This is a genomic window from Micromonospora sp. ATA51 (assembly GCF_016802855.1).
GTDB classification, from domain to species: domain Bacteria; phylum Actinomycetota; class Actinomycetes; order Mycobacteriales; family Micromonosporaceae; genus Micromonospora; species Micromonospora sicca.
This window is the reverse complement of record NZ_JAEVHJ010000003.1, coordinates 1-25,576: the sequence shown is the minus strand read 5'-3', so window position 1 is coordinate 25,576 and position 25,576 is coordinate 1. Positions and strand designations below refer to the sequence as shown.

The 25,576-nt window shown below is 68.4% G+C and carries 22 protein-coding genes and 2 pseudogenes; 12 read left to right on the top strand and 12 right to left on the bottom strand.

Translation table 11 applies throughout. The annotated features are described in order from the left end of the window. Window positions 1-17: 17 nt before the first annotated feature. From JNW87_RS01195 to JNW87_RS01170, 8 genes and pseudogenes are all read right to left on the bottom strand, one after another. Window positions 18-461: a MerR family transcriptional regulator gene (locus tag JNW87_RS01195; protein WP_238452750.1), complete on the bottom strand. Its 444-nt coding sequence runs from the start codon at window positions 459-461 to the stop codon at window positions 18-20. After that, window positions 461-1,959, bottom strand: a pseudogene (locus tag JNW87_RS01190) (SulP family inorganic anion transporter). The gene JNW87_RS01195 and the pseudogene JNW87_RS01190 overlap by 1 nt, the downstream one beginning before the upstream one ends. 737 nt (window positions 1,960-2,696) lie before the next feature. Further along, a complete protein-coding gene (locus JNW87_RS41185) occupies window positions 2,697-2,984 on the bottom strand; it encodes a hypothetical protein (RefSeq protein ID WP_375373445.1) in 288 nt (95 codons plus the stop codon). Between the two features lie 25 nt (window positions 2,985-3,009). Then, window positions 3,010-3,102: pseudogene (locus JNW87_RS41180) on the bottom strand (hypothetical protein); the annotation flags it as partial. Beyond that, a complete protein-coding gene (locus tag JNW87_RS01185; RefSeq protein WP_375373444.1) occupies window positions 3,063-4,664 on the bottom strand; it encodes a potassium transporter Kup in 1,602 nt (533 codons plus the stop codon). The pseudogene JNW87_RS41180 and the gene JNW87_RS01185, both read right to left, overlap by 40 nt. Window positions 4,665-5,036: 372 nt before the next feature. After that, the gene (locus JNW87_RS01180; protein ID WP_238452749.1) at window positions 5,037-5,723 is read right to left on the bottom strand and encodes a response regulator; all 687 of its coding nucleotides are present in this window, start codon (window positions 5,721-5,723) and stop codon (window positions 5,037-5,039) included. Further along, the gene (locus JNW87_RS01175; RefSeq protein WP_109804134.1) at window positions 5,720-7,099 is read right to left on the bottom strand and encodes an ATP-binding protein; all 1,380 of its coding nucleotides are present in this window, start codon (window positions 7,097-7,099) and stop codon (window positions 5,720-5,722) included. The genes JNW87_RS01180 and JNW87_RS01175 overlap by 4 nt, the downstream gene beginning before the upstream one ends. Before the next feature lie 10 nt (window positions 7,100-7,109). Further along, the gene (locus JNW87_RS01170; RefSeq protein WP_109804133.1) at window positions 7,110-9,077 is read right to left on the bottom strand and encodes an APC family permease; all 1,968 of its coding nucleotides are present in this window, start codon (window positions 9,075-9,077) and stop codon (window positions 7,110-7,112) included. A 1,179-nt stretch (window positions 9,078-10,256) separates the two neighbouring features. Here JNW87_RS01170 and JNW87_RS01165 point away from each other — a divergent pair. Together JNW87_RS01165 and JNW87_RS01160 are read left to right on the top strand one after the other, a co-directional pair. Next, entirely contained in the window at window positions 10,257-10,511 is a 255-nt protein-coding gene (locus JNW87_RS01165; RefSeq protein ID WP_109804132.1) for a type II toxin-antitoxin system Phd/YefM family antitoxin, read from the top strand. Beyond that, window positions 10,508-10,882 (top strand): type II toxin-antitoxin system VapC family toxin, encoded by a 375-nt coding sequence (locus tag JNW87_RS01160; RefSeq protein WP_238452748.1) that lies wholly within the window; start codon window positions 10,508-10,510, stop codon window positions 10,880-10,882. Before JNW87_RS01165 ends, JNW87_RS01160 begins: the two co-directional genes overlap by 4 nt. Before the next feature lie 121 nt (window positions 10,883-11,003). On the opposite strand, the gene JNW87_RS01155 is transcribed toward JNW87_RS01160, so the two are convergent. Beyond that, window positions 11,004-12,380 (bottom strand): plasmid pRiA4b ORF-3 family protein, encoded by a 1,377-nt coding sequence (locus JNW87_RS01155; RefSeq protein ID WP_238452813.1) that lies wholly within the window; start codon window positions 12,378-12,380, stop codon window positions 11,004-11,006. 320 nt (window positions 12,381-12,700) lie between these two features. Between JNW87_RS01155 and JNW87_RS01150 the strand changes: the two genes are divergently transcribed. The 6 genes from JNW87_RS01150 to JNW87_RS01125 all read left to right on the top strand — a co-directional run bounded on the left by JNW87_RS01150 (window position 12,701) and on the right by JNW87_RS01125 (window position 18,662). Next, on the top strand, window positions 12,701-13,414 hold the full coding sequence (locus JNW87_RS01150; RefSeq protein WP_109804141.1) for an IS6 family transposase: 714 nt from the start codon (window positions 12,701-12,703) through the stop codon (window positions 13,412-13,414). A gap of 713 nt (window positions 13,415-14,127) precedes the next feature. After that, window positions 14,128-14,850 (top strand): IclR family transcriptional regulator, encoded by a 723-nt coding sequence (locus JNW87_RS01145; RefSeq protein ID WP_236648356.1) that lies wholly within the window; start codon window positions 14,128-14,130, stop codon window positions 14,848-14,850. 1,061 nt (window positions 14,851-15,911) lie between these two features. Continuing rightward, complete coding sequence (locus JNW87_RS01140) at window positions 15,912-16,229, top strand: helix-turn-helix domain-containing protein (RefSeq protein WP_109804128.1); 318 nt, start codon at window positions 15,912-15,914, stop codon at window positions 16,227-16,229. Window positions 16,230-16,333: 104 nt separating this feature from the next. Then, on the top strand, window positions 16,334-16,924 hold the full coding sequence (locus JNW87_RS01135) for a hypothetical protein (protein ID WP_238452747.1): 591 nt from the start codon (window positions 16,334-16,336) through the stop codon (window positions 16,922-16,924). A gap of 331 nt (window positions 16,925-17,255) precedes the next feature. After that, window positions 17,256-17,828, top strand: coding sequence for an excalibur calcium-binding domain-containing protein (locus tag JNW87_RS01130; protein WP_236648355.1), 573 nt, complete (start codon window positions 17,256-17,258; stop codon window positions 17,826-17,828). Between the two features lie 318 nt (window positions 17,829-18,146). Further along, complete coding sequence (locus JNW87_RS01125; RefSeq protein ID WP_236648354.1) at window positions 18,147-18,662, top strand: ATP-binding protein; 516 nt, start codon at window positions 18,147-18,149, stop codon at window positions 18,660-18,662. A 316-nt stretch (window positions 18,663-18,978) separates the two neighbouring features. On the opposite strand, the gene JNW87_RS39110 is transcribed toward JNW87_RS01125, so the two are convergent. Further along, window positions 18,979-19,479 (bottom strand): STAS domain-containing protein, encoded by a 501-nt coding sequence (locus JNW87_RS39110; RefSeq protein WP_109804126.1) that lies wholly within the window; start codon window positions 19,477-19,479, stop codon window positions 18,979-18,981. A gap of 105 nt (window positions 19,480-19,584) precedes the next feature. Here JNW87_RS39110 and JNW87_RS01115 point away from each other — a divergent pair, with 105 nt between their 5' ends. The 3 genes from JNW87_RS01115 to JNW87_RS01105 all read left to right on the top strand — a co-directional run bounded on the left by JNW87_RS01115 (window position 19,585) and on the right by JNW87_RS01105 (window position 22,055). Next, on the top strand, window positions 19,585-20,589 hold the full coding sequence (locus tag JNW87_RS01115; RefSeq protein WP_238452746.1) for a hypothetical protein: 1,005 nt from the start codon (window positions 19,585-19,587) through the stop codon (window positions 20,587-20,589). A 368-nt stretch (window positions 20,590-20,957) separates the two neighbouring features. After that, window positions 20,958-21,626 carry a hypothetical protein gene (locus tag JNW87_RS01110; protein WP_238452745.1) on the top strand — a complete coding sequence of 223 codons (669 nt, stop codon included), beginning with the start codon at window positions 20,958-20,960 and terminating at the stop codon, window positions 21,624-21,626. Between the two features lie 195 nt (window positions 21,627-21,821). Further along, window positions 21,822-22,055 carry a hypothetical protein gene (locus tag JNW87_RS01105; protein WP_109801496.1) on the top strand — a complete coding sequence of 78 codons (234 nt, stop codon included), beginning with the start codon at window positions 21,822-21,824 and terminating at the stop codon, window positions 22,053-22,055. A gap of 605 nt (window positions 22,056-22,660) precedes the next feature. Here the strand turns inward: JNW87_RS01105 and JNW87_RS01100 are convergent. Continuing rightward, window positions 22,661-23,521 carry an IniB N-terminal domain-containing protein gene (locus JNW87_RS01100; protein ID WP_238452744.1) on the bottom strand — a complete coding sequence of 287 codons (861 nt, stop codon included), beginning with the start codon at window positions 23,519-23,521 and terminating at the stop codon, window positions 22,661-22,663. A gap of 204 nt (window positions 23,522-23,725) precedes the next feature. On the opposite strand from JNW87_RS01100, the gene JNW87_RS41175 reads away from it, so the two are divergent. Continuing rightward, window positions 23,726-24,409 (top strand): hypothetical protein, encoded by a 684-nt coding sequence (locus JNW87_RS41175; RefSeq protein ID WP_375373443.1) that lies wholly within the window; start codon window positions 23,726-23,728, stop codon window positions 24,407-24,409. On the opposite strand, the gene JNW87_RS01095 is transcribed toward JNW87_RS41175, so the two are convergent. Beyond that, complete coding sequence (locus tag JNW87_RS01095) at window positions 24,392-25,234, bottom strand: transposase family protein (RefSeq protein WP_238452743.1); 843 nt, start codon at window positions 25,232-25,234, stop codon at window positions 24,392-24,394. The genes JNW87_RS41175 and JNW87_RS01095 overlap by 18 nt on opposite strands. Between the last annotated feature and the right edge of the window lie 342 nt (window positions 25,235-25,576).

Here is a 25,576-nt window from a genome sequence, read left to right as displayed (position 1 = left end):
AACCGGCTCGGCGGGGGTCAGGCGGTTGGGCCGGTGTGGTGGTCGAGCTTTGCGCGGAGCGTGCCAGCGAAGCCTTCGGCCAGGGCGAGTTGGTCGCGTAGCGCGGTGACGCGGGTGGTGGCGGCGGTGTGGAACATGCCCAGCCGGTCGAGCAGCTCGCTGTGGTCGGTGGCGGTGTCGAGGGCGTCAAGGACGGTGAGGAGATCCCGCATCTCGTCGAGGGTGAAGCCGAGGGGCTTCATCCGCTTGACCACGGCGAGACGGTCGAGGTCGGATTCGGTGTACAGCCGGAAGCCGCCTTCGCTGCGCGCGCTGGGGACGATCAGGCCGGCTTCCTCGTAGTGGCGGATGGTGCGGATGTTGAGCCCGACCCGTTCGGCGGCCTCCCCGATCTGCATCAAACGAGCCGAGGCCGGGCCGGAGGCGTGCTCCGGCCCGGCGCTGCGGCTGGCAGCGGCCATCAGTGGCCGACTCCGAGCTGCCCCGCGAGGGTGTCGTGGATGCGGGCGCTGGGCGTGTTCAGCTCGACGATCTCGACGGTCTTGCCCCGGGCGGCGTACTTCGTGCTGATCGCGTCCAGCGCGGCGACGGAGGAGGCGTCCCAGACATGGGCGTGGGTCATGTCGATCACGACATTTCCGGGGTCGTCGGCGTAGTCGAACTGACCGACGAGGTCGTTGCTGGAGGCGAAAAACAGCTCACCATGCACGGAGTAGATCCGGGTGGTGCCGTCCGGGTCAAGAACGCTGGTGACCTCGACCAGACGGGCGACCCGACGAGCGAAGATCACCATGGCGGTGAGCACACCGACGACGACGCCGACGGCCAGGTTGTGGGTGGCCAGGGTGGTCGCGACGGTGGCCAGCATGACGATCGTCTCGCCGTAGGGCATCCGCTTCAGCGTGGCCGGGGCGACGGAGTGCCAGTCGAAGGTCGACACCGCCACGATGATCATCACGGCGACCAGAGCGGCCATCGGGATGACCGCGACCACGTCACCGAGCGCGACGACCAGAACCAGGAGGAACACGCCGGCCAGGAAGGTCGACAGCCGGGTACGCGCACCGGACGCCTTCACGTTGATCATCGTCTGACCGATCATCGCGCAGCCGCCCATACCGCCGAAGAACCCGGTGACGATGTTGGCGACGCCCTGGCCCCAGGATTCGCGGGTCTTGTTGGAGTGGGTGTCGGTGATGTCGTCGACGAGCTTGGCGGTCATCAGCGACTCCATCAGCCCGACCAGCGCCACACCCAGGGCGTAGGGGGCGATCAGGGTGAGGGTGTCCAGGGTCCAGGGCACCTGCGGAACACCGAGGGCGGGCAGGCTGTCCGGCAGGGCGCCCTCATCCCCGACGTCGGCACGGCTACGCCGGCGACCACTGTGACGACGGTCAGCACGACGATCGCGACCAGCGGCGCGGGGATCGCGCGAGTGAGCCGGGGCAGCCCCACGATGATCGCCAACGCGACCGCGACGAGTGGAAAGACCAGCCACGGCACGCCGATCAGGTGCGGGATCTGCGCGGCGAAGATCAGAATGGCGAGGGCGTTGACGAAGCCGACCATGACACTACGCGGGATGAACCGCATCAGCTTCGCTACGCCGAGCACCGCGAGGAGGACCTGGATCGCGCCACCGAGGATCACCGCCGCGATCAGGTAGTCCAGTCCGTGCTCCTTGACCAGCGGCGCGACGACCAGGGCGATGGCACCGGTCGCGGCGGAGATCATCGCCGGCCGACCGCCGCACAGCGCGATCGTGACCGCCATCGTGAACGAGGCGAACAGGCCCACCCGAGGATCGACCCCGGCCAGGATCGAGAAGGAGATTGCCTCGGGAATCAGGGCGAGAGCGACGACCAGGCCGGCGAGGACCTCGGTGCGGAACACCTTCGGTGACAGCCAGGACGGACGGGACAGGCGCGGCCGGACGACCGCGGACAGCACAGAGGACATGGAGCCATTTCCACTCGGGCGCACTCGGTCGGGCGCACAGCAACCGCCCCGGGGTCGGGGCAGACGACTACGGAACGATCAGCGACGGCCGCGCCGGATCCGGATCCTGGACCTCATCGGCCAAGACGCGGCACGGTCGTCAAGGGGACCTTCGGTCAGACCCTGACGACCTCGACAGACCCTACCCTTCCGTAAGGGGAGAGTCGGGCGTGCGTGGTGATCATCACCTTGGCCCGTTTGATCTGGCGGTTGGGCCGTTTCTGGGCCGCCTGCCCGGGGCCCCCAAGTGCTGGCCAAAGACGACCGACCACGACCAGCCCTCAAAGAATCGATAGGTCGACCGCCGTGCACAGGGGCTGACCTGATGGGACGGAAGGGTTGACCTGCACGCCGGAATGAGCCCTTGATCTTCGGCATGCGATCGTGGGACGGCCGTGCTGGAGGTCTCTCTACCGGCGAGACTCCTACTCCGCCCAAGGGCGCTCGGAGTGCTAATGCCATCACAGGGATTCGGCCTGTGTCGGTGGAGCGCAGCGGCGGTGAGAGTGCGAGCCGAATCGTGAGAACGGCATGCCGCCAGAGCGGTGTTGGCAGGGGTGACGGGCCGCTCGTCGGTGACTTCGGTCCTGCAAGGCGACCCACTTCCGTTGCCGCCACCCGGCGACGTCGACGCACCTGACTAATTGAGCCCGACCCCTGCTTACCCGTTTCGATGGGAGGCGCTGCTCGGGGCGGGTTTAGACGGGGACTTCGGCGCTGAGCACGATGGTGCGTTCCTCGGGTAGGTGAAGGAACTCGGCATGGCTGGCGGCGTTGTGGGCGAGGGCGATAAACAGGCGTTTACGCCAGATGGCCATACCGGGCTGACGGGTGCACCGCAGTGTGATCCTCGAGACGAGGTAGGAGACGTGATCGAGGTCGATCGTTTGTGCGAGGGGGTGGGCGGCGGCGCGGCGCAGGACCTCGGGGAAGTCGGTGGGGGTCCTGAAAGCCGAAGACGGCGGTGATGTGGATGATGCCGTCATTGGGGTCGCCGAGGTCGTCGATGGTCAGTCGTTGATCCCAGGGAATGTGCGGGACGTTCGCGGTGCGGCCGGTGATGATCACGATTCTTTCGTGTCGTACGTGGTTGTGCGCGACGTTGGCGCGTAGTGCCAGGGGCGTTGTCTCCTTGTTGGGGTGGGGGAACACGGCGATGCCCGGCACCCATGGGATGTCTGTGGCGTGGAGGGTGTCGATGAAGTCCCGTAGTGGGCCTTCCCGATCCGCCGGGCGGTGACCAGTTCGGCTCCGCGCCGCCAGGTCAGCAGGATCGTAAACAGGATGATCGCGATGAGCAGGGTCAGCCAGCCGCCGTGGGTGACCTTGGCGAGGTTCGCGGTGAAGAAGGTCAGCTCGATGCTGCCGACGACGACCGCGAACAGCGCGACCTGCCAGGTGGTCCAGTGCCATAGCACCCGCGCGACGACGAGGAACAGGGTCGTGGTGATCAGGAATGTGCCGGTGACCGCCACCCCGTAGGCGGCGGCAAGGTTCGTGGATGAGCCGAACGCGAACGTCACCAGCAAGACTGCGGCGAACAGGGCCCAGCTCACTCCTGGGGCGTAGATCTGTCCGTACTGGCGGCGGGAGGTCTGCCGGATGCGCAGGTGCGGAAGGAAGCCCAGCCGCATGGCCTCCCGGGACACCGAGAACGCTCCGGAGATCACCGACTGGGACGCGATCACGGTGGCCACGGTGGCCAGGACGACCATCGGCAGTTGCGCCCAGCCTGGTAGCAGCAGGAAGAACGGATTGTCCCGGCTGTCCGGTGCCCGGAGGATCAACGCGCCCTGGCCGAGGTAGTTGAGTGTCAATGCGGGAAAAACGATCGCGAACCAGGCCCGGCGGATCGGGGCGCGGCCGAAGTGACCCATGTCGGCGTAGAGCGCTTCGGCACCGGTGATCGCAAGCACCACGGCGCCCATCGCGATGAACGCGATGACCGGGTGGCCCACGATGAACAGGGCCGCATACGTCGGTGACAGCCCGGCCAGAACGCTCGGGTGACGTATCACCTCGGCCGTGCCGGCCACGCCCAGGCTGGCGAACCAGAGCAGCATGATCGGCCCGAACACAGCCCCGACCCGTCCGGTGCCCCATCGCTGGATGGCGAACAGCAGGGTGAGGATCACCGCCGACACCGGCAGCACCACCACCGCCCACTGCGGGGAGATGACCTCCAGACCTTCCACCGCCGACAACACCGAGATCGCCGGGGTGATCACACTGTCGCCGTAGAACAGGGCAGCGCCGAGCGCCCCGAGCGCCAACACCGCACCGGCGCGCCTCCCGCTGTCCTTGAGCAGCGACTTTCGGGCGAGGGCGGCCAGGGCCATCACCCCGCCCTCGCCCTCGTTGTCGGCCCGCAGGATGAAGACGACATATTTGACCGACACGATCAGGATGATCGACCAGAAGACCAGCGAGATCACGCCGAACACGTCGGGAGCGTCCGGCACCAGGCCACGGTCGAGGGTGAAGACCGTCTTCAGCGCGTACAGCGGGCTCGTGCCGATATCGCCGTACACCACACCCAACGCGCCCAGCAGCAACCCCAGCCCCGCCGTCCGGCGACCCGCCAGCGATGTCTGAGACGCGGTCCCACCGTCCTCCGCCGGCCCCTCGCCTTGCGGAGGCTGCTCGTTGTTCGCTTGCTCTGCCACCCCACAGGCATACCAACCCGCACACCAGTCCCCGCACCGGAACCATGAAACGCGCCGATCTGATTCGGCCTCGTTTGACCAGGTCGGCTCGTTCGCCGCCCGCCAGGCCGGTCGCTATCACATGACTCTGGCCTGCCGAATTGCCCTCCATAGTCGGCGACGGGAGGGTCGCCGTGGCGCTGCGGGAATGCAACCACCTGCCAGTTCGCGCGGCAGCCAGTGTTCATGCAACCAACACGGGTGGACCCGATGTGGCGGAACCGAACCGCATTCACGCTGTTCGGGGGCTTGCGGTAACGATGTCGGTGGTTGCGTCGGCGCAATTCGTAGCGGTATAGCGCTGTCTCGACGTGGCCGAGGCCTGATCGTCTCCTACTGTTCAGGGGTGAACCGATAGCCCATGCCCGGGTCGGTACGCAGATAGCGCGGCCGGCTCGGGTCGGGCTCCAGCTTGCGCCGCAGGTTTGCCAGGTGCACGCGCAGGTAGTTGGTCTCAGTCTCGTAGCGCGGCCCCCACACCTCGTGCAGCAGCTGCTGGTGGGTGACGAGCCGATCCGGGTTGCGTGCCAGCACCTCCAGCAGGTGCCACTCGGTCGGGGTCAGGCGAACCTCCGCCCCGGCGGTCGTGGTGACCCGTTTCGCGGACAGGTTCACGGTGAACGCCGCCGTCGTGACGACGGGGAAGGTCTGCTCACCGGCAGCGGCTCGGCGCAGTGCGGCCCGCATCCGGGCCAGCAGCTCACCCATCGCGAACGGCTTGGTCACGTAGTCGTCAGCCCCGGCGTCCAACGCGTTGATCTTCGACTGCTCGGTGAGCCGGGCCGACAGCACGATGATCGGGGCGGCCGACCAGCCACGTAGCGCCTGGACGACGCTGACCCCATCCATGTCGGGCAGGCCGAGGTCGACGATGACCAGGCCGGGCGGCGTTCGCTCAGCGGCCGCCAGCCCGCTGGCCCCGTCGGTAGCGACGGCGACCTCGTAGCCGCGGGCCGACAGGGCGATGCGCAGCGCCCGCGCCAGTTGACGATCGTCGTCGACGACGAGGACTGGGGTCACTGGGCTGCCGCCTGCGGCAGGATGATCGTCATCGTCAGTCCTCCGCCCGGGGTGTCGGTCGCCGTCAGGGTGCCGCCCATCGCCTCAGTAAAGCCGCGGGCGATGGCCAACCCCAAACCTAGCCCGCCCTCGGCGGACCGGTCGTCGAGGCGCTGGAACGGGGCGAAGACACGCTCGCGGTCCTCGGCCGGTATGCCGCGACCGTGATCGACCACCTGCAACGACAGCCGGTCACCGGAAGCGTGGCCGACCACGCGCACCGAAGGCGATTCGCGCACGGCGTTGGCGACGAGGTTCGCCACGACCCGTTCCAGCAGCCCCGGATCGGCGTACGCGAAGGGCAGATCGTCCGGCACGTCGACCTCGACCGTGGCCGGCCCCTGATGCAGCAGCGCCGCGGCGACCATCTCGTCTACGGCGACCGGACGGCTCTCGACTATCAAGGCACCCGCCTGCAGGCGGCTCATCGCCAGCAGGTTCTCTACCAGGTCGGACATTCGGTCGGCGGACTCCTCGATGGTCTCCAGCAGCTCCGCCTGTTCGGCCGGGGCCAACTCCAGGTCCGGGTCGCGCAGGCTGGACACCCCGGCCTTGATCCCTGCCAGCGGCGTACGCAGATCGTGGCCGACCGCCGCCAGCAGGGCCGCCCGCAACCGGTCGATCTCGGCCAGCTCCCGGGCGCGGGCCGCCTGGTCGGCCAGGCGCTCCGCGTCCAGGGTGCGGGCGGCGGCCGCGGCCAGCCGGGCCAGGAACCGGGGATCGGGAGCGAACAGGTCCGGCCCCTCGACGACCAGGCGCAGATTCGGCCGAGCTGTCACGGAGAGCGACGGCACTCCGGTCGGTTCCCGTCCGGCTACGGCGACGATGTGCTCGGCGCCGCTCGGATCGGTCTCGATCAGCGCCGCGCTGTCCATGTGCAGCGCCTCGCGTACCCGGGAAAGCAAGGCGTGCACGGAGCCGGCGCCGATCGGCTCGGCGCTGATCCGCGCGAGCACGGCCGCCTCGACGCCGGTGCGGGCCGCGGCCGCGCGCTGGCGGGCGGCCAGATCTACCGCGACGCTGACCGTGATCGCGACCGCGACGTAGACGACGAGCGTAATGAGGTGATCCCGGCTCTCCACGGTGAGCGTGTGATACGGCGGGACGAAGAAGAAGTTGACCAGCAGGTCGGAGGCGACCGCAGCGGCGAGCGAGGCGGTCAGCCCGCCGACTACGGCAGCCGCCACCACGACCACCAGGTAGAGCAGCACGACGCTGGCCAGCGCGAGGTCGCCGCGCACCGGCACCAGCAGTGCGGTGAGTCCGGCCAGCCCGGCGGCCGCCAGTAGCACGCCGGTGAGCATCCGCTGGTACGCCCGCCGCGACCTGTCCCGCATACCGCCCAAGTTATCGGCCGACCTGGGCTGGAGCATGAATCTCCGGCTCGGTGCGGCTCGACTCCAGCTGCCACGGCACGCTGGTCACCATGACGCCCCGCTTGTAGAGCAGTCGGGCCTTCAGTCGCAGCGCCGACTGGTTGTGCAGCAGGTGCTCCCACCAGCGGCCGACGACGTACTCGGGGATGTAGACGATGACCAGGTCACGCGGGTGCTCCTTGCGCAGGCTGTCGATGAAGGCCAGCGCTGACCCGGTGATGTCCCGGTATGGGGAGTCCACGATGGTCAGCGGCACCCGGATGTCGTGCTCGTCCCACTCCGCCTGCAGTTGGCGCACCTCCTCTGGGGTGATCGCCACGGTCAGCGCGGTGAGCGTGTCTGGCCGGGTCGCGCGGGCGTAGGCGAGCGCCCGGATCGTCGGCCGGTGCAGGCGGGAGACCAGTACTACCGCGTGGATGCGGCTGGGCAGCACCATGCCGCCCGGTTCCGGCGCCAACTCGGTGGCCACGCGGTCGTAGTGGCGGCGGATCGCCCGCATCATCGCGAACAGCACCGGGATCGCGATCACCACGAGGTACGCGCCGTGGGTGAACTTGGTGATGGTGACGATGACCAGGACAAGGCCGGTGAAGACGGCGCCGAACGCGTTGATCAGCCGGGATCGGTGCATGCGCCGCCGCCGTCCGGGGTCGCGTTCGGTGCGCAGCAGCGTGTTCCAGTGCCGGACCATGCCGGTCTGCGACAGAGTGAACGACGTGAACACGCCGAGGATGTAGAGCTGGATGAGGCTGGTGACCGAGCCCTTGTACGCGTAGATCAGCGCACCGGCGATCAGCGCCAGCAGCAGGATGCCGTTGGAGAAGGCCAGCCGGTCGCCGCGGGTGTGCAGCTGACGGGGTAGGTAGCGGTGCTCGGCCAGGATCGAGCCGAGCAGCGGGAAGCCGTTGAAGGCGGTGTTGGCCGCGAGGATGAGGATCAGGGCGGTGGCCGCCTGGATGTAGAAGAACATGGGAGAGCTGGTGCCGCCGAGAATCGCCGCCGCGAGCTGCGCGATGACGGTCCGCTGCGCCGAGGTGGCGCAGTCGCCGGGGAACCCGATCAGGTCGCACGTGTTTTCGACGTAGCGCACCTTCGAGATCAGCGCCAGTGCGGTGATGCCGCCGAACATGGTGATCGACAGGGCGCCCATCAAGAGCATGGTCCCGGCCGCGTTTTCGCCCTTGGGCGGTTTGAACGCCGGTACGCCGTTGGAGATGGCCTCTGCGCCGGTCAGCGCGGTGCAGCCGGAGGAGAACGCGCGCAACGCCAGGAACAGCAGGGCCAGGCCGGTCAAGTTGCCGTGTCCGGGTTCGGGCGTGACGGACCAGGCGGCGCTCTCGGCGACCGGAGTGTCGCCGAACGCCATCCGGATGACCCCGGTAGCGATCAGCGCGAGCACGCCGACGACGAACATGTAGGTCGGCACCGCGAAGATCCGGCCCGATTCGCGCACGCCACGCAGGTTCATCGCCGTCACCAAGGCGACGAAGCCGAGGTTGATCGGCACCCGCCAGGGGTTCAGATCGGGGAACGCCGAGATGATGTTGTCGACCCCGGCGGCCACCGACACCGCCACGGTCATGATGTAGTCGACCAGCAGCGCCGCCGCTACGACCAGACCGGCCGAGGCTCCGAGGTTGCGGGTCGCCACCTCGTAGGAGCCACCGCCGGACGGGTACGCCCGCACGACCTGCCGGTAGGAGAGGACAACCACCGCCAGCAGCACGATGACGGCCAGCCCGATCCACGGGGCCAGGTACAGGTAGGCCAGCCCGCCCAGCGTCAGGACCAGCAGAATCTCCTGCGTGGCGTACGCCACCGAGGAGAGCGGGTCGCTCGCGAAGACGGGCAGTGCGATCCGCTTGGACAGCAGTTGCTCGCCGAGCCGGTCGCTGCGCAGCGGAGCGCCGACCAGTAGCCGCTTCAAGAACTCGAACACGGCTCCAACGTCACGCGGCCGCCGGCAAGATCCGTAGATCTTGACATCTTCTTAACGCGCCGACGGGTGATCTTCACGCAATCTTGGCGACCCTGCATCTGGGTCGTGGTGCCGACCCGCGCGGACGGCTATCGCCTCGCGCAGCAACCCGAACCCCAACGCCCGCGCATCCAGCGCCGGTGCCGGCTCCGCAAAGAAGATCCATACGTCCGCGGTGGTTCGAGGCAAGGTGGCGTGAACGGCGATCCATGCTGCTCCGTGGCTGCTCGGACGCCGGAAAACTGGTCCGGACGTGCAGGGACTCGTTCGGATTCCGGGGTCTCATCTGGCGGCGAGCAGTGATCGACAAAACCTGATGTAGGGCCTGGACCTGCCGGTATCTATGGGGACCCGCGCGGACCGGGAGGGACCGGGGCGGACGATCGACCAGCCCGATCATGCCCATAGACAAGCATCGGTCTCCGGATCAGAAGGTTAGGGGTTCGAGTCCCTTCGGGCGCACAGATGATCAAGTCGTGACATGCGGAAACGCAGGTCACGACCTTGACTGCTTCTAAGCCTTGGGACGGATCTTCCCAATATTTGGAATCTGGTGCTCCGATGGTGCTCCGTTGTCGCTGTGCCGTTCTGGCGAGGGCTCGTGCCGGTCCGTGCTGACCAGTGGTTATGCGTGTCGCCTGGTCTGGATCATGATTCCAGTGTTGGCGCACCGGTGCGGGGCCTCTGCCACTGTGGTCGGAGTTGTGGATCTTCGCTGTCGGTATGGTTGCAGGGCGGTCGGCCGCCGCTGGCCTGGCGGTGATGTCGGGCAGGTGTCCCGGTCAGGGCGAGCGACGGTGGTGACGGTCGTGAGGCCCCACCCATCTGATTTCCGGACTTCCGACCGGGCTGCCCGAGTGGTTCACCACGGGGTCCCGACAAGGCCGGCTCCGACCGCCCACCGTGCCGCCCGCCCGCCCGGCCAGCCTGTTCACTCCCGGCGGCGACCGCCTCCGGCGGACCGGCCGTCGCCGCCGATCGCCGGTCACCTCGGCCGGCCACGCCGCCGCGAGCGTGGACCGGACACCGGCCAGGCGGGACCGGCCGCCCGCCGATAATTCAGGGGCTGGGCAGTCGAGCAGTCTGTGGCACAGTCAGGCCGGGTGGACTAAGCTATTAGCTAGCCGGGGAGGTGGAGCCATGTCGGCGGAGGCCGTGCACTACAACATGCATGATGCGAAGACGCACCTGTCGCGCATCATCGAGCGAGTGGAACGCGGCGAGGAGATCATCATCGATAGGGCGGGGACCCCTGTGGCGCGAGTGGTTCCACTGGTGCGTCGGGTCAACCGCACCGCCGTCGGCTCCCTTGCCGGGCAGGTAGACCTGTCGGGCGACTGGGACTCGCCACACACCAACGCCGAGATCGCTGCCGACTTTGGTATCGGCGAATGACCCTGCTGCTGGACACCCACATCGCGCTGTGGGCCATCACCGGCGATGCCACCCTTGGCGAGGAATTCCTTGACCGGCTGCGTTATGACCCTGACATCTTCCTGTCCCCGGTCAGCCTGTGGGAGATCACTATCAAGCAGACCGCTGGAAAGCTCGCTGGACCGGCGGACCTCGCCGAACGGGTACGGGATATGGGCCTCCGTGAACTGCCGGTGACTCACGCTCACGCGATCGCTGCCGGGCGCCTCCCATTCCATCACCGTGATCCCTTCGACCGCATGCTGGTGGCACAGGCGGTCACCGAAGGCTTGACGTTGGTCACCCGTGACGTGTCGATCGCGCTGTACGACGTGGACGTCCTCAAGGTGTGACAGCCCGGTTCGCAAGGCCAGCAAACCAGGTTCGATGCTGTCCATCCCACTTAACCCGCACGATCCGGGTGACGTCGTCACCCGGTCCGGCGAGTATCCCGGGTTGGCGATGGCTGGCCGCTCAGCGAAGGGCACGCAGCCGGCGGTTCACTTCCTCCATGTCGAAGGTGTCCGGGGTGAACTGGCGGGCATCGGCCAGTCCCAGCCACTCCAGGCGTTCTTCGTGCTCGGGGTGTGCGGGGTCGGTGAGTACCTCGACCAGCTCCTGGTATCCCCAGATTCCCCCGCAGTCATCGGGCGGGGCGGCCCGCTTCCCGCCGGTACACCTGGGATGGTCTGTCGACGGGTCTGGGGCGAGCACCTTCTCGACCAGGATGTCGTGTACCCAGTCGTCCCCGAAATCGTAGGTGTATCGGAATTTGTCCTTCGCCTCGGGCGCGACCTGCTCCAGCGTCACCGACCCGTCCGCCCGGTGCCCCAACTCGCGGTCGGCGCGCCCGAAGTCGCCGTACGCCGTCTCGAACACGTGCATGTGGCCGCCGTGCCAACCGAATGCCGCAAGGATGGTGTCGTGCAGCCGGGCCAGGCTGATGTCCGCAGGCACCAACAGCCGCCGCCAGATGGGTGGTTTCGCCCCACGTAGACTCACCTTGAGCTGATACACCTGTGCCGGGCCGGCGGTCTTTTTCCGTTTGGCCGGAAGCTTCGCCGGCTGCGCCCGCCCTGCTGTCAGGAAGTCGAGACCGAGATCGGAAGGGTCGCCCGAACGGTTGACGAGTTGGGCGAACTGCTGCAGTACCGCCATCGCGTCCCGGCCACCAGCGCCGTGCCCGGACACGACCGCCCCCTTGGGCTTACGCGGCTGCGGGAGAGCAGCCAACCGGGTACGGACCAGCACCGCCAGCACGTCATACCCGGGCCCGTCCTCCTCGTCGACAAGCTCCGGCGCGTCCTGGCTGCCATCGTCGCCGTTCTCGGCGTCGTGCACGGCACGCGCCTGCATCGCCTGCTCGACGTACCAGCGGAACTCAGGCGCGCCCAGCTTCTGGGTCTTGATGGTCAGGCCGTCGCGCCGACCGCTTTCGCGGATGTCCTTCAGCGCCACCGGCAGGTCCGCCCCGTCCACGACGAGGATGCCGTCGGCGGCGCCGCAGTCGTCGTGATCCACCAGGACCATGACCGCGTGCTCGTGCCCCGCCCGCTGGAACGAGCCGACCAACACCGACATGGTCCCCTCGGTGTCGTACAGCCGAGTGAAGGGGCCAGAGTGCAGCGGCTGCTCCAGCTTCCGGGCCCAGGCCGGCGCGGGGACTCCGTCGACGGCCAACCGGCCGGCGGCTGCCACGGCGGCCTCTGCCACCTGCTCGGGACCGGCACTGGCCGCGGCGCCGATCGCGGTCAGCAGCGTCAGGGCCGCATCGTTACCGCGTGCCTCGATCGCCGGGATAAATGCCTGGGCGAAAGCGGGTACGGTGTCGTCACCGCCGGCCACCGCCATCGCCACGAACAGTGCGCCGGCCAGCTCCGCCTCCAGCGGATCCTCGCAACCGGCCAGGTCGGCGGCACCGTCCACCAACTCGGCGAGCATCTGTTCGGGATCCAGCTCCCCGCCTGAACACGCGGGACAGTCGCACTTCTCCTCCACGTTGCCCACCACGACGAGGTCGGAGCGGCGACCGGATGTCGTATTCTGCTTGCCTCGTGGGCCACGGCCGGCAGGACTCATCGGCCCAGTCTGCACCACCCACGCGCTGGCCTGTCCGCAGGGCTCTGTTGCGTTGGTCGTTGGCAAGATCGAGGCAGGCTTGACCAGTGAAGCTGTCGAACCGTCCTCGCCCCTGGCTACCGCCGAAGTCCGCGTTCGCCGGGTTCCGGTTCCCACCCGAGGTGATCATCGTCGCGGTCCGGTGGTACCTGCGGTTCAACCTGTCCTACCGCGACGTCGAAGAACTGCTGGTCGAACGCGGCGTCGAGGTCGACCACGTCACCGTCTACCGGTGGGTGCAACGGTTCACCCCGCTGCTGGCCGGCGCCGCCAGATTCCGCCGGCACGCGCCCGGCGACAGGTGGCACGTCGACGAGACCTACATCAAGGTCAACGGCGTGTGGCGCTACGTCTACCGTGCGATAGACCAGTACGGGCAGGTCATCGACGTGCTGGTCTCGACCCGCCGCGACGCCGACGCGGCCCGGCGGTTCTTCCGACGCGCCATCGCCACGCTCAAGGTCAAGCCGACCGAGGTGGTCACCGACGCCGCCGCGGTCTACCCCGCCGTGCTCGACGAGTTGATCCCGCACGCATGGCACCACGTCGAGCAGCACGCCAACAACCCGATAGAGGCTGATCACAGCCAGCTCAAACACAGGCTGAGACCGATGCGTGGGCTGCGGAAGGACAACACAGCCCAGGTGGTTATCACCGGGCACGCGTTCATGCAGAATCTCCGGCGCGGCCACTACGAGCTCGGTATCGACGCTCCGCCCGCTCAGCGGGTCGCGGCTGCATTCACCGAACTCGCCCGGGCGATCTGACACGAGACCAGCCCTCGGGGCTCAACACGTCTGTCGATCCGGCAACGCAACAGCACCAGGCCTCCACATGATGCAGCGCCCTCGATGGGCACGACCACGTCAGCCGGAACATGCGAGTTCAGGAGTGGCCGCAGCCGGTGACCAGCTCGTAGCGACGGTCGCGCCTTGTAGGTGTGCTCCTCCGCTAAGCTGATCACGTAGGCGGCCAGTTCGGAGCGGATAGCGAATCCGACCTTCGTCGTCCTTCTGCTGGTGCTGGCCGGGCTGCTGGTCGTCGCCGACCGGGGTGGCGGCCAGGGCCCTGCGGTACCGGATCATCACCCCGGAGAGTTGCCCCGCGGTAGCCGCCCCACGCCGACCTGCCCGCAATCGCGGGCGGCGAAATCACCCGCGGCGTCAGCCTCCGGCACTGCGGCCGTCCCGCGGTGGCCCAAGACCCTGGCCTGGGTACGGGACTCCCGCAAGACGCGTCCCGTCCTTGTGCGATGGCGCGATATGTTGACCATGAGATGCCCCCCGCGCTGGTCATCGCCCAGGTCTCACCTTCGTTTGCGGGGCCGTCAGTCGTCCTCGCGGTGAGCCGCGATGCGAGATAGCGGGACCCGACGCGGGTATGACGTGAGGGGAGAACCGGCCGCTACGAGTCGAGCGTTAATCGGAGGACCGCTGTGGGTGAGCAGCCCCTGATACCGCCATCGGATCTGCTCTCCAGCGTGTCCCGGGCGCTGCGGGTGCTGGAAGCCGTCGGTGGCACGCCGCGCGGTCTGACCGTCAAACAAGTGGCCAGCCGGTGTGGCCTGAACTCCGCGACCGTCTACCACATAGTCCGGACACTGACCTACGAGGGCTATCTCGTTCGGCGCGAAGACGGCACCTTCACTGCCGGCCTGCAGGTAGCCCACCGATACCGGGACCTCCGCGAGGCCATCCGCCCGTCTGCCGCGGTGACCGACGAGCTGCGGCGCCTGGCCGTCGACACCGGATACACCCACTGCCTCGCACAGTTCGTCGACGGCAGGATCACGCTCACCGCCGTCGCCCCCGGTCCTCGGACTGCCCACCACGACCAGCTGGTCCCCGGATTCCACGAGGCCCCGCACGTCACCGCCTGGGGCCTCGCGCTGCTGTCCACGCTCACTCCCACCCGCGCGAGCTACCTCAAACAGGCCCCAACGTCCAACCTTGGCACCTCCACTGTCAGCGACGTCGAGGCGTTGAACCCGACGCTGACCACCGCCAACCGGGGCCGCTTGCACAGCGAGTCGGGCCACTACCATCCGGCCACGGCCACGGCTGCTGTGCTCGTCTCGACCGCGGGTCAGCCGGCAGCTTTGGCGTGCGTCCTGTCGACGGCAGACCTCCAGCGCACCGAACACACCGTACGCAAGCGGCTGGTCACCGCGGCAACGCGTATCACCAAAACGCCGCCCACCTAAGCCATCGCACGACTCAGGTTGTCCCTCGGCCGCTATCCGCTCCGCCGGCGTCTCTCACCCAAACCGCGCCGGCAGGACCGCCCGCCCCCTCCGCGTGGGTGAACACAGCCGGGCAAGACTGGGGACCATCACAGATCGATCGGATCAGGAAACGATCCCGGTAAGGTCACTGCCGGGGGCGGGCAGTGACTGGACGACGCCACGGTCGGCCGGACGCCGTCGGGTGACCGTGGCACTCGACGAGCACGGGCAGGCCGCGAGTCAAGGGATGACACCCGGACGAGGGTCACCACCAGGTGCGTCACCCGGAGGCGAGTCAGGACGCGGTGATCGCCTCGGTGAGGTCTTCGCTGGTGTCGGCATCGAGGTCGCCGACGGGGCCGAGAATGGCGACGCCGTTCATGTCGACGTCCGTGCCGATGCGCGACCGTGCCACCCGCCAGCTCTCCCTGATGCCCCTCTGGCTGGCCGCCGAGGCTACTGACAGCCAGCCCGAAAATCTATGCTGAAACGACTAGACATCCTTAGTGGTGCGGGGTACTCTTCTTCGAGTCGAGAACAGAGAGCCACAAGATGCAGACGGACCGCCCGGCCGTGAGGTCACGACGGGCGGCGGGAAGCGGGAACGAGTTTCACCGTTTCCTTTCGGCAGTAGAAGCACGTCAGCCCCGACGTGATGCGCGACGGGGCACCACAGGTGGGGCCAAGGCGTCTTCAGGGCTCCATCTGATGTTTGCCGTACGTGTAGGGGCCATGAAGTCGCGTGGGCTCCGACACCGGTGGACCGCACGTCAGCAAGGGAAAGAGAAGGCAGAGGAAAGGGAGGGCCGTACACCGTTGGATCGCCCGCCGTTGGCCGTCAATCCAGGCCGGGCGGACACCGCAGTTTCCATCGAACGAGAGGTGGTCTCCGGTCACGCTTATGCGATCCTCGCACCCGAAGCCGTCAGTGACGGCTGGTGCGGATACGACAAGCCGACGTTCCTGTCGGCAGATGGTGTTCTGACCCGTAACCCTGGGCCCCGGCGCTTACGCGCCGGGGCCCTCGACGTGGAGGTGACATGGGCCAAAGCCCTGATGACATGTTCGGCGACGAGGACTACCCCGCCTACACCATCGGCCAGGCCGCGGAGATGCTCGGCACCTCGCAGGACTTCCTGCGCCGCTTGGACGAGGCGAAACTGATCGACCCGCACCGCTCCGCCGGCGGCCACCGCCGCTACTCCCGCTACCAGCTACGCCTGGCGGCCCGAGCCCGGGAGATGGTCGATCAGGGCACCGCCCTGGAGGCCGCCTGCCGGATCATCATCCTCGAAGACCAACTCGAGGAAGCCCTGCGACAAAACCAGAAGCATCATGGGGCGCAGCGACACGACTGACCGCCCCCGCCCTCGTGTGAGGTCGTCTGCGTACCGCTGGTGTCGGTGAGTCGGCGGCCGAGCCGGTGGGCCGTCCGAGCGAACTCATCGTCCCGGCCTCGACCATGGCGGCCGTACTCCTGTTCGTGGCGCCTTCCGGCACCCCGGCCATCGGACGGGCCGGCCGCCTGGGACGCGCGCTGCCGCAGCCGGTGCAGGCGCAGTACGTGCGGTTCTGGACCGACACCGCGCTCGGCGAGACGAAGACTGGCGTGCAGGCCGCCGAATTGCAGGTCTTCTCGAAGACCGCCACCGGGGTCGAGCCGCTGCCGCCGTCCCCGCCGGACGCGCCGGTGACCGAGACCGGGGTGATCGCCGCGGGTAACCCGTCCACCGGCACGGCCGACGACGCCACCGCGTTCAAGACGGCCTGCGCGGTGCCGGCCACGCCAGCGCAGGGCGCGGACGGTTGGGTCACCAAGCTGCCGGACAGCTTCGGTGACGGAGCCCACGAGGTCCGTGTTCACAGCGACACCGTCACGCCGTACGACTTCGACCTGTACTTCTACGACGAGTCGTGCACCCTGCTCGGCTCGGCGGCGTCGTCGGCCGCGGACGAGTCCGGCACCATCCCGAGCGGAGCCCGCTACGTCCTGACCCAACTGTGGCTCGGCGCCGCAGTTCCGGGCACCCCCACCGTGACGGACACCAGGTGAGGTAGGGGCACAACCTGGCCCCAACAGTCTCCTCCTGAAATTGTCCGCACCGCCTGCCGGGTGTGGCTGCCGGATGCCTGGCAGCCACCACCCGGCGTCACATCGCCCCGCCGCACGCCGGAACCATTGCCGGACCTCCGCGGGAGATCTGGCGCGCATTGGCCGGAGGTGCCTAAGCTGCGGCACTGGTCCCCAGACCATTGCTAACGCGTCCGGCCACCAGAGTGACCAGGTCGGGTCGGGTGTGTTCCTGGGTCTTCGCCCAACACCCTCGTCCCGGCCCGGTCCTGCCGGAAACCGAACTCGCTTCCCACTGTCAGGAACAGCCCCGATGACGACACCGACGCCGTCCCACGGCCGCCCGCACGAGATGTCGCTCGACGACACCGCAGTCCTGCCGCTATATCCCGCGCCTCCCGCGCCGGTCAAGAGGAAGGCATTGCCATGGCTGATCGCTGCCGCCGCCGTTGTGGTCGGGCTGTGTTGCGGCGGCGCGGTGATCAACGCAGCGGACAACGACTCCGACACGGCGCGGCCCAGTGCCCGTAACACCACGCCTAACGCCACGCCCGGCAACCGCCTCGTTGACGCCGATACCCGTCCGACCCCTGCACCAGTGGAGCCCACCGCGCCGGCTCCCCTTGCAGGGGACAGCAGCGCCAAAACCACGACCGCGGCGCCGAAGGCGACCGTCAAGCCGACGGCCACGCGCGCCAGCAGTCCACGACCGGCCCCGACCAGCACCAGGCCAATGCCGCCACCAGTGCCGGTGACGGATCCTCGGTTCGGCACGTGCAAGGAGGCGAACGCGGCCGGCTACGGCCCATACCGCAGGGGCATCGACCCGGAATACGCCTGGTACCGCGACCGGAACGGCGACGGCCTGGTGTGCGAACGGCGGTAACGGCTCCACGATCAGTACCGCCGACGGCAGATAGCTGACTCCATGTCACGCCGCGCCGATCGGGGCCCGCGGCCGTGAGGCTGTCCCGTAGGCGACCTATCGGCGCCACGTCCGCGCTGGGCACGGGGAAGCGTCGAAGGGGTGGGGCCAGACTGGCGGGAGCGGGTCAGGCCCGTCCAGGCCGACGACCGCTTCTCGCCCATGACCAATGCGGGCCAACGTAGGCGAGGAACGCCGAGATCGTTGGCCGCGCCTCCGCGATCGCGCGTAGTTGTACTCAGTGGTTCCGGTACCGCCAGCGGTGGGTAGCCTGCGAGAGTGACCGGCGACGCTGAGGCTTCCGACCCGGGACATCCGGCGCCGGCCCTCGTCGCTGCCGTCGTTCCGATCATGTCGCAGGACTTCACCAGCGCGACGGTTGGCACGCTCCGACACGCACTCCAGGCGCAGGTGACCGCCGCGGGACTGACCGGAGATGCCGGCGACGACTTCGTCCTCGCCGTCCATGAACTGATCACCAATGCCGTGCGCCACGGCGGTGGCCACGGCCACCTCGAGCTGCGCCGCCAGGCCGACGTCTTGATCTGCGAGGTCACCGACCAAGGCGCGGCGCCGGGCAGCCTGCGGGTGCGACTGCCCGCGGTCGATACCGCCGGGGGCCGCGGACTGTGGCTCGCCCACCAGTTGACCGACGGCCTCGTCCTCACCCGCCGGCTCAATGGGGTGACTGCCACCGTGACCGCCTGCCTCGAGCCGACTACTGGCACCGACACCCCCGCGCCCACCTCGCCACCCGGCGGCGAGATAAACGGCCCCATGCCGGACAACCAGTAATGAACAAGCCGACCTGGAAGACCAGGTCCGCGTCGAGCACGACCTCACGCTCGTGGCGGCCTGCCGACGACCATTCGCTGGTCCGCGCCGGCTTCCGCACCTTGCTCAAGCGCGCCGACGAGGGGATTTGGCGCGTATCCCGCTGTCGCGAGCCCAGCTCACACACCCCGGTACCCAGCTCACCGTGCACGATCGTTAACTCAGACCTGGTAGGTGCCGCGCCGACGTGCGAAGGCTAGGGCCCGCCCGGCAACCCGGAGCATCCCGCCACTGTCGGCTGCCGACCCCCGCGCCTCATGTCAAAGGTGGTGGCTCGTCACCGCGTTTCGGTGGTCAGAGCCTGCAGGACACCGGTGACAGCGAGGACCCGGTGCACCTGGGCCTCGGGATTGACCACGGCGAAGCGGCGACCGGCTGCCCTCGCCAGGTTCTGGGATGTTACGAGGGCCGTGATCACGGTGGAATCGATGAAGGTGACCTCGGCAAGATCGACCTTCACCTCGTTCGCAGCATTGATTGCCTGCTCTAACAGGCGGTGCAGCTCGCCGGCGCCATTGATGTCGATCTCGCCGGACAGCACGATGGTCCTCGCGTCACCGTCGGTTCGGACCTCATACTGCCAGGTCGAGTCTGGATTCACGCGCACTCGCCTCTCATCCGCAGGTAGATCCACCCTATAGCTCTGCCGGCTTGACGCCGTCGAGCTCGGCAGCCGTCCGCTGCCGGGTTGCCTGGTAGGGCACGCGCGCAAGTTGCCTTCGGTCGTTGTGCGGATAATGCCAATCCCGCGTGTCGGAAGGTGACCCGCCGACCGCATCCGGCAACAATCAGCGGTTATTGCCTGAGGTAGACCGACAAGTCGGGAGGGGTGCCCGTGATGCGGTGCCGCAGCCGACGACTCGCTCAGGCGACGGTGCGCGGCATGCTTCTGCTCGGTGGCGTCATCGCCACCTGGGGCGCTTGCGACACGATCATGAACGATCCCGCCTACGCCGTCGACGAGCCAGGTCCGGGCATCGTCGGCAACCTGCTCGGCGGCGCCGGGGCGGTGGTCGAAACTGTCCTTCCACGCCCGCCCGCCCCGCCCGAAGAGACGGCGACCGTCGATCCCAGCCCGGCCGGGACCGACGCGGTCGGGGAGCCAACCTCCGTGACCCCGGAACCAGCCGGCACCCTGGCGCAAGCCCGCGCAACGCCCGATTCGGCGATGCGGGTCCCGCCCGTTGACCTGACGGCGGCGATGGTGCCGGTGCGGCGCACGGTGGGCGGGCCGGCCGGTACGGGGTTGACGAGAGTCGTCGAGGCTGTCGCGCCGGTGACGCGTCCGGTCGTGGACGCGGCGGCTCCGGTGGTGCGGGGGATCACCGGCACGGGACTGCTCGAACCCGTTGACGCGGTGGTCGGCCCGGTCGCCGACCCGATCCTCGAGACCCTGCACCCCGTCCTCGCCCCGGTGCTCGAGGTGACGCGGCCGATCCTCGGCCAGCCGGCGGACCCGGCGGTCCCGCCCGGCGATCCGGTAGAACCGCAGCCCGGGTCTGGCGGCCCGGTGCCGGTCGCCACTACTCCAGGCGCTACCGAGCATCCCGTCCGCGTGCCAGCTGTCACCGCCAACCGCCAGGAAGCCACGCAGCCCCCGCCCTACTGGAACGTGGCGGTGCAGCGGTGCAGCGGCGGCGAGCCGGCCCCAGCTGCAGCCGCCGACGTGAGTAGTCGTCCCGGGCGCGTCGGTGGTACCGGCACCGGCGGCCTGACGCCGATCTCGTCCGGCAGCGTGACCAGTTCCGCCGCCTCAGGCGCCGGCACGGCGGCGGCTGACATCTCGCCGCGCCCATGGATGCCGGAGCTGGAATCCCAGCGCTGCGCTTCGTCCCCGTGCGACACGTTCGCCCAACGATCGCCGCAGCCGGGCACCAGACCTGCCTGAGCGTCACCTCATGCGGTGACGGCTGACCCACGGCCGGACAGGCAGCTGAGATGCGACCGCGCGTCGTGGACACCTCTCCAGCCGGCGGGTGGGGCGACGCGGTGGTGATCCGCTGTCGGTGAACGGCGAGCACCATCATCGCCCCACGCACCTTCACGGCCACGCCGCCCTGCTGTGACCCTGGGCGTCCTACGCGCCCGCTCAACCGGGTGCCACGTGTCCTTCGCCGCGCTGATCCGTGAAGCCAAACGGCACGCGCCGGCTCGTCCGTCCCGGTGGCGGGCAACTCGACCTGACTGCACAGCTTCGCCCGACCGGACAGCAGCGCCGGCCACCGGGCAACAATGGCTCAATACAGGAGATCCACCATGACAGGTATTCCGCCCACGGTCCGTGCCCGCTGGTGCGACATCGACGACGTCGTCCGCCTCGTCGCTGCCCCCCTGCACACCTCAACCATCGGCACGTGGCTCGTACCTGATGATGACCAGCGACGCCGCATGCTCACCGCCGTCTCCCGCATCTGGGTCGAACACGCCCTTCTGTTCGGCGAGGTCTTCCTCCTAGACGACCGCTCCGCCGCCGCCGTCTGGTTCCACCGCTACCGCCCCATCCCGCCGCCGGCCAACTACCGCCAACGCCTCGCGGCTGCCTGCGGTGACCACCTCGACCGCTTCCGGACCCTGGACGGCGTCCTCAACACCCACCGTCCCACCGACGCCCACAACCACCTGGCGTTTCTCGCGGCCCCGCCCGCCGATTGGCGCCACGCCCGCGCCTCCACCCTGCTCGCCCGCAGTCTCGTCCGGATGGACCGTCTCGGGCTTCCCACCTACGCAGAGGCCACCACCGCCGCCGAGGCTGCCCTCTACACCCGGCACGGCTACACCGCCCGCGATCCCTTCGCCCTCCCCGACGGCACGATCGTCCACGCACTCTGGCGCGAGACCGCGGACCAGCGCATTCCCCTAGCGGTGAGATCACCCAATAGCCGACCACGGCGGACCTGGGAGCAGACGCGAGTAACGGCAACGTGAGGGCCGAGGCTCCTCACCCGCGATCGCCGGCTCCGCCGCTGGGGTAGCGAACCACCGGAAGTTCATGGCGGCCGCCTCTTACCCTGCCGGGACCGCACCACGATGCTTGTCCACCGGCACCGCGTCTATCCCTGCCCCCCGGGGCTCCTGATCATCCTCGCTCGCTTAACCTTCAGAAGTTGATCAGGAGGCTGCATGGACACGGCCGTGATCTGGATACCCGGCGGCATCGAACCTACCGAGCCCGCCGTGGCGAAGTGCTTCGACTACAGCCGCCGGCGCGGTTACCGGTTGGAGGGCATCGTCCGCGGGCCGTGGGAGTCGGTGAGCTGGATGGTGATGAACCGTGAGGTGGATGTGGTCATCATCTCCGACATGGCGTACCTGCCGGCGGGCCCGACCCCACGGATCGAGGTCGCCGCCGACTGATACGCCCGCCGGGTGGGCGGGCTGGACCACCCCACCTGCGCTGACAGCACACTCGGCGACGACCAGAGCGCCCCGTCTCTTCACGGACGGGGCGCCGTCGGGCGAGGTCACCGATCCAGGGCACGGCGGATCAGATGACGAGGGCCGGCGAGAGGGGCCGTGGCCGAGGCAGGCCCAGGTGTCGGGGCGCCATGGTCACGGCACGCGACCATGTCGAACATTCCATGCGGCGCTCAACCACGACGTCTACGGCCCTCAGTTTGAAGAACTGGCCAAGGAGCTCGATGCGAGGTGGCTGGCCGTTACCAGTGGCCGTCAGCCACCTCTGGTCCGCGATGATGTGCCGCATCAACGGCGCCGCCAGCGTCGCGTGATGCGCTGGCGCTGCGTGGCGGCCAGGTCCTCCTCGACCAGAACCTCAGTTCCGGCGAAGCGCGGCCCGCATGCGTGGCGTAGAGCGATCTGACCGCGGACCCGGCGCCTGCACAACACGTCCACCGGTTCCACAACGCATACGTGCGGCCGGAAATCCGCGGTAGGTAAACCAAGATGGAGGCCGGGACCGCGCAGTGGGCAGATCCCGGCCTCCGCATAGCACAGCGCCTTCAGCTCAGGAGCAGGCCGTCGGTGAGGCCCCCCAGAAGCTGTCCGTCCGTGCTGGCGTACGCGTCGCCGTGTACACCGACGTCACCGGTGACGCTTCCGACGCCGTGCACCGTGTCACCGAGGTTGCCGGTCACGCCGCTGACGCCGAGTCCGCCGACGGTGCTGTCGAGGGTGCCGCCGGCGAGGCCGGTGGCGCCGTACACGGTGCCCCCGACGTCGCCGGTCACGCCGCTGACGCCGAGTCCGCCGACGGTGCTGTCGACGAGGTTGGTGGCGCTGTACACGGTGCCCCCGACGTCGCCGGTCACGCCGTCGACGCCGAGTCCGCCGACGGTGCTGTCGAGCGTGCCGGTCACGCCGCCGCTGAGGCTAACGCTGTCGAGGGTGCCGCCCAGGTGGCCGGTCACACCCGTGAGGCCGAGTCCGCCGAGGGTGCCGGTCGCGCCGCTGAGCCCGAGTCCGTCGACGGTGGCGCCGGCGGTGATGCCAAGGCTGTCTCCGGAAAGCAAGGACGTGATGCCCTGTACAGGAACGTAGTCGGCCACCAGCGGAACGATGTCCTGCACGTCGGCCGGGGTCACGTCGTTGAGACCTGCGTTGTCCAGCGCGCCTTGCGGGTCGACCTCGTACGCCGCTCGGGCGTCACCGTTCGTGAGCAGGCCGAATACGAAGTCCTGCAGGCTCTGCGGCGACACCATGTCAGCGGTTGCGCCCATGTCGGCGGTCGACCCCGCGCTGGCGGTGGAATCCACGTTGGTGGTCCCGCTGGTATCGGCGGTTGCCTCCGTGTTGCCGGTCCAGTTGGCTGCAGAGGTCGAGTTCACGTCGGCGGTCGAATTTGTGCTGGCGCTTTCACTCATGTTGCCGGTCTCCTCGATCGATGTTGTTCGGACGTGGTCTCAGACAACATCGCCCGGACCCGGGATCGACCGTAAGGCGAAGCGGCGGTATCGGACATCGGGGTTGCACCCCAGCCTTATCCGGCCGGGTTGGGGCAGGGGCGGCGGTTGGCGTTAGGGGATTAGGGGATCTTGCGGCGAAATTCCCGAGGGGTAGCGCTGAGGATGTCCTGCCCCGCTACGGCCCCGGCAGAGGCTAACGTCGCCGATGCCATGCGAGGGCTCAAGGTCAGTCCGGGCAGCATCTACCGGCATTTCCCGTCGGAGGGCGGCTCTTCGGGAAGCGGTCATGCGGGAGTGGCTGCATCGCATCCACGCCTCGTTCAGACGTGCAGGGCGCTGGTATCCGAATTTAGGTTCGTCGAAGCAGAGCACGTCGTCGACCTCACGGCCCAGGTCCAGCACATCATCGCCTCGGTCATCAAGCGCGGCGAGTCTCACGTTGCCAACCCTGCCGTCGGCGCGGCGGCGGCGCTGCCATGCATCACTCAGTTCAGGCACCACTTGCTCGCAAGCGAATGGCACCTGCTGGACATCCACGAACAGCTGCCCCCACCATTGCGCTCATCATCGCCGGCTTCGCGAACCCCATTCCACCCCCAGCTCCACGACCAGACGTCAAGTCGCCTACGGACACTGATCGTCAAGGTAGGCCCCTCAGAAACAGCTGCACGGATCGCGCCGTTGATGCTGGTCCACTCGGGCTCCTCAATCGCTCGTGATCGGCCCTTGATCGCCAGTCTCGAGGCGGGCTTCCCAGGCTCGGTCTCTCGGTGTTCCTTTTGGGACACCCCGCCGTCGGGGGTGCTGGCGGCGGCCAATGACGTGATCTCAACAAGGTTCGGGTAGGTATCGGTATTCGAAATGTGTGAGGTGGAGTGCGGCGCGGACGATGTCGCCGAGGCTTCGAGGGCTGGCGGTGGTGTGGCGCAGCGCGCGCCATCGGCCGGTGAGGATGGCGAAGCCGCGTTCTCCGAGGCAGCGTAGGGATCGAAGGACGGCATTGTAGGTGCGGTTGTCGACGGCGAGGCGGCGGCCGTCGGTGGGCTGCTTGTACGGGGTGTGGATGCCCTGGCCAGCGCCTTCGTAGCCGGAGTCGGCCAGGGTCGGCAGGTTGAGGGTGGAGGCAGCCCAGTACAGGGCGCCGGTGACGTCCAGCCGCTGGGCGCAGGTCAGGTCGTGCAGGTGGCCGGGCATCGCATCGGAGGTCCAGATCGGTAGCCCGTCGGGACGCATCACGGCTTGGATGTTCGCGCCGAAGTCACGGTGCTTTCCCGAGTACCACGCGTCGATTGTCTCGCCCTTGACGCTGGTGGTGGTCTCGGCCAGCCGGTCGGTGTCGAACAGCTTGCCGTCGAGGATCACATGCGACCAGCCGTCAGCGGCGACCCGGGCGAGGGCGTCGTGCAGGGTGGGTGTCTGCGCCGCCAGGACCCGCACCGCCTCGGCGACGTACCGGTAGGCGGTGGCCCTGGACACCCCGAAGCCAGCCCCGAGGGTGGTCTTGTCCTCACCCTTGCCGAACCACGCCAGGACCAGAAGCGCCTGGTAGAAGCAGGTCAGCTTCCGGGTTCGGCGGCGGGTGCCGACCGCGCGGCGCTCGGCGCGCAGCAGCCGCGCCACGTGCTGCACGAGTTCCCTGGGCACGTCGGTCATGGCACGATAGGCAATCACGTGGGGTCCTCACCTCATGGCTGATCTTGTGGTGAGAACTGCCTATCGAGGGCCCCACGCCCTCTTCCAGTACTGTCCGGTATGGACGGTTGCAGGCGTGTCGTCCGCGTCAACCGCCATCTCTTGTTGAGATCACCTCAATACTGCCTTGTAGGCGGAAATTGGGCCCAAGGCACCAATTCCTCGAAGGGAGTGAATTCATGGTTCGCAAAGTGGTCATGCTGTTGACCGACGACCTCGACGGGCAGGGTGATTGCGTAGTCGGCCGACGGGTGCCCTGAGCTGGGAGTTCAAGGGGTGAGCGGCCTTTGTGGAGCGGGTGAGATCACGTCGGTGATCATG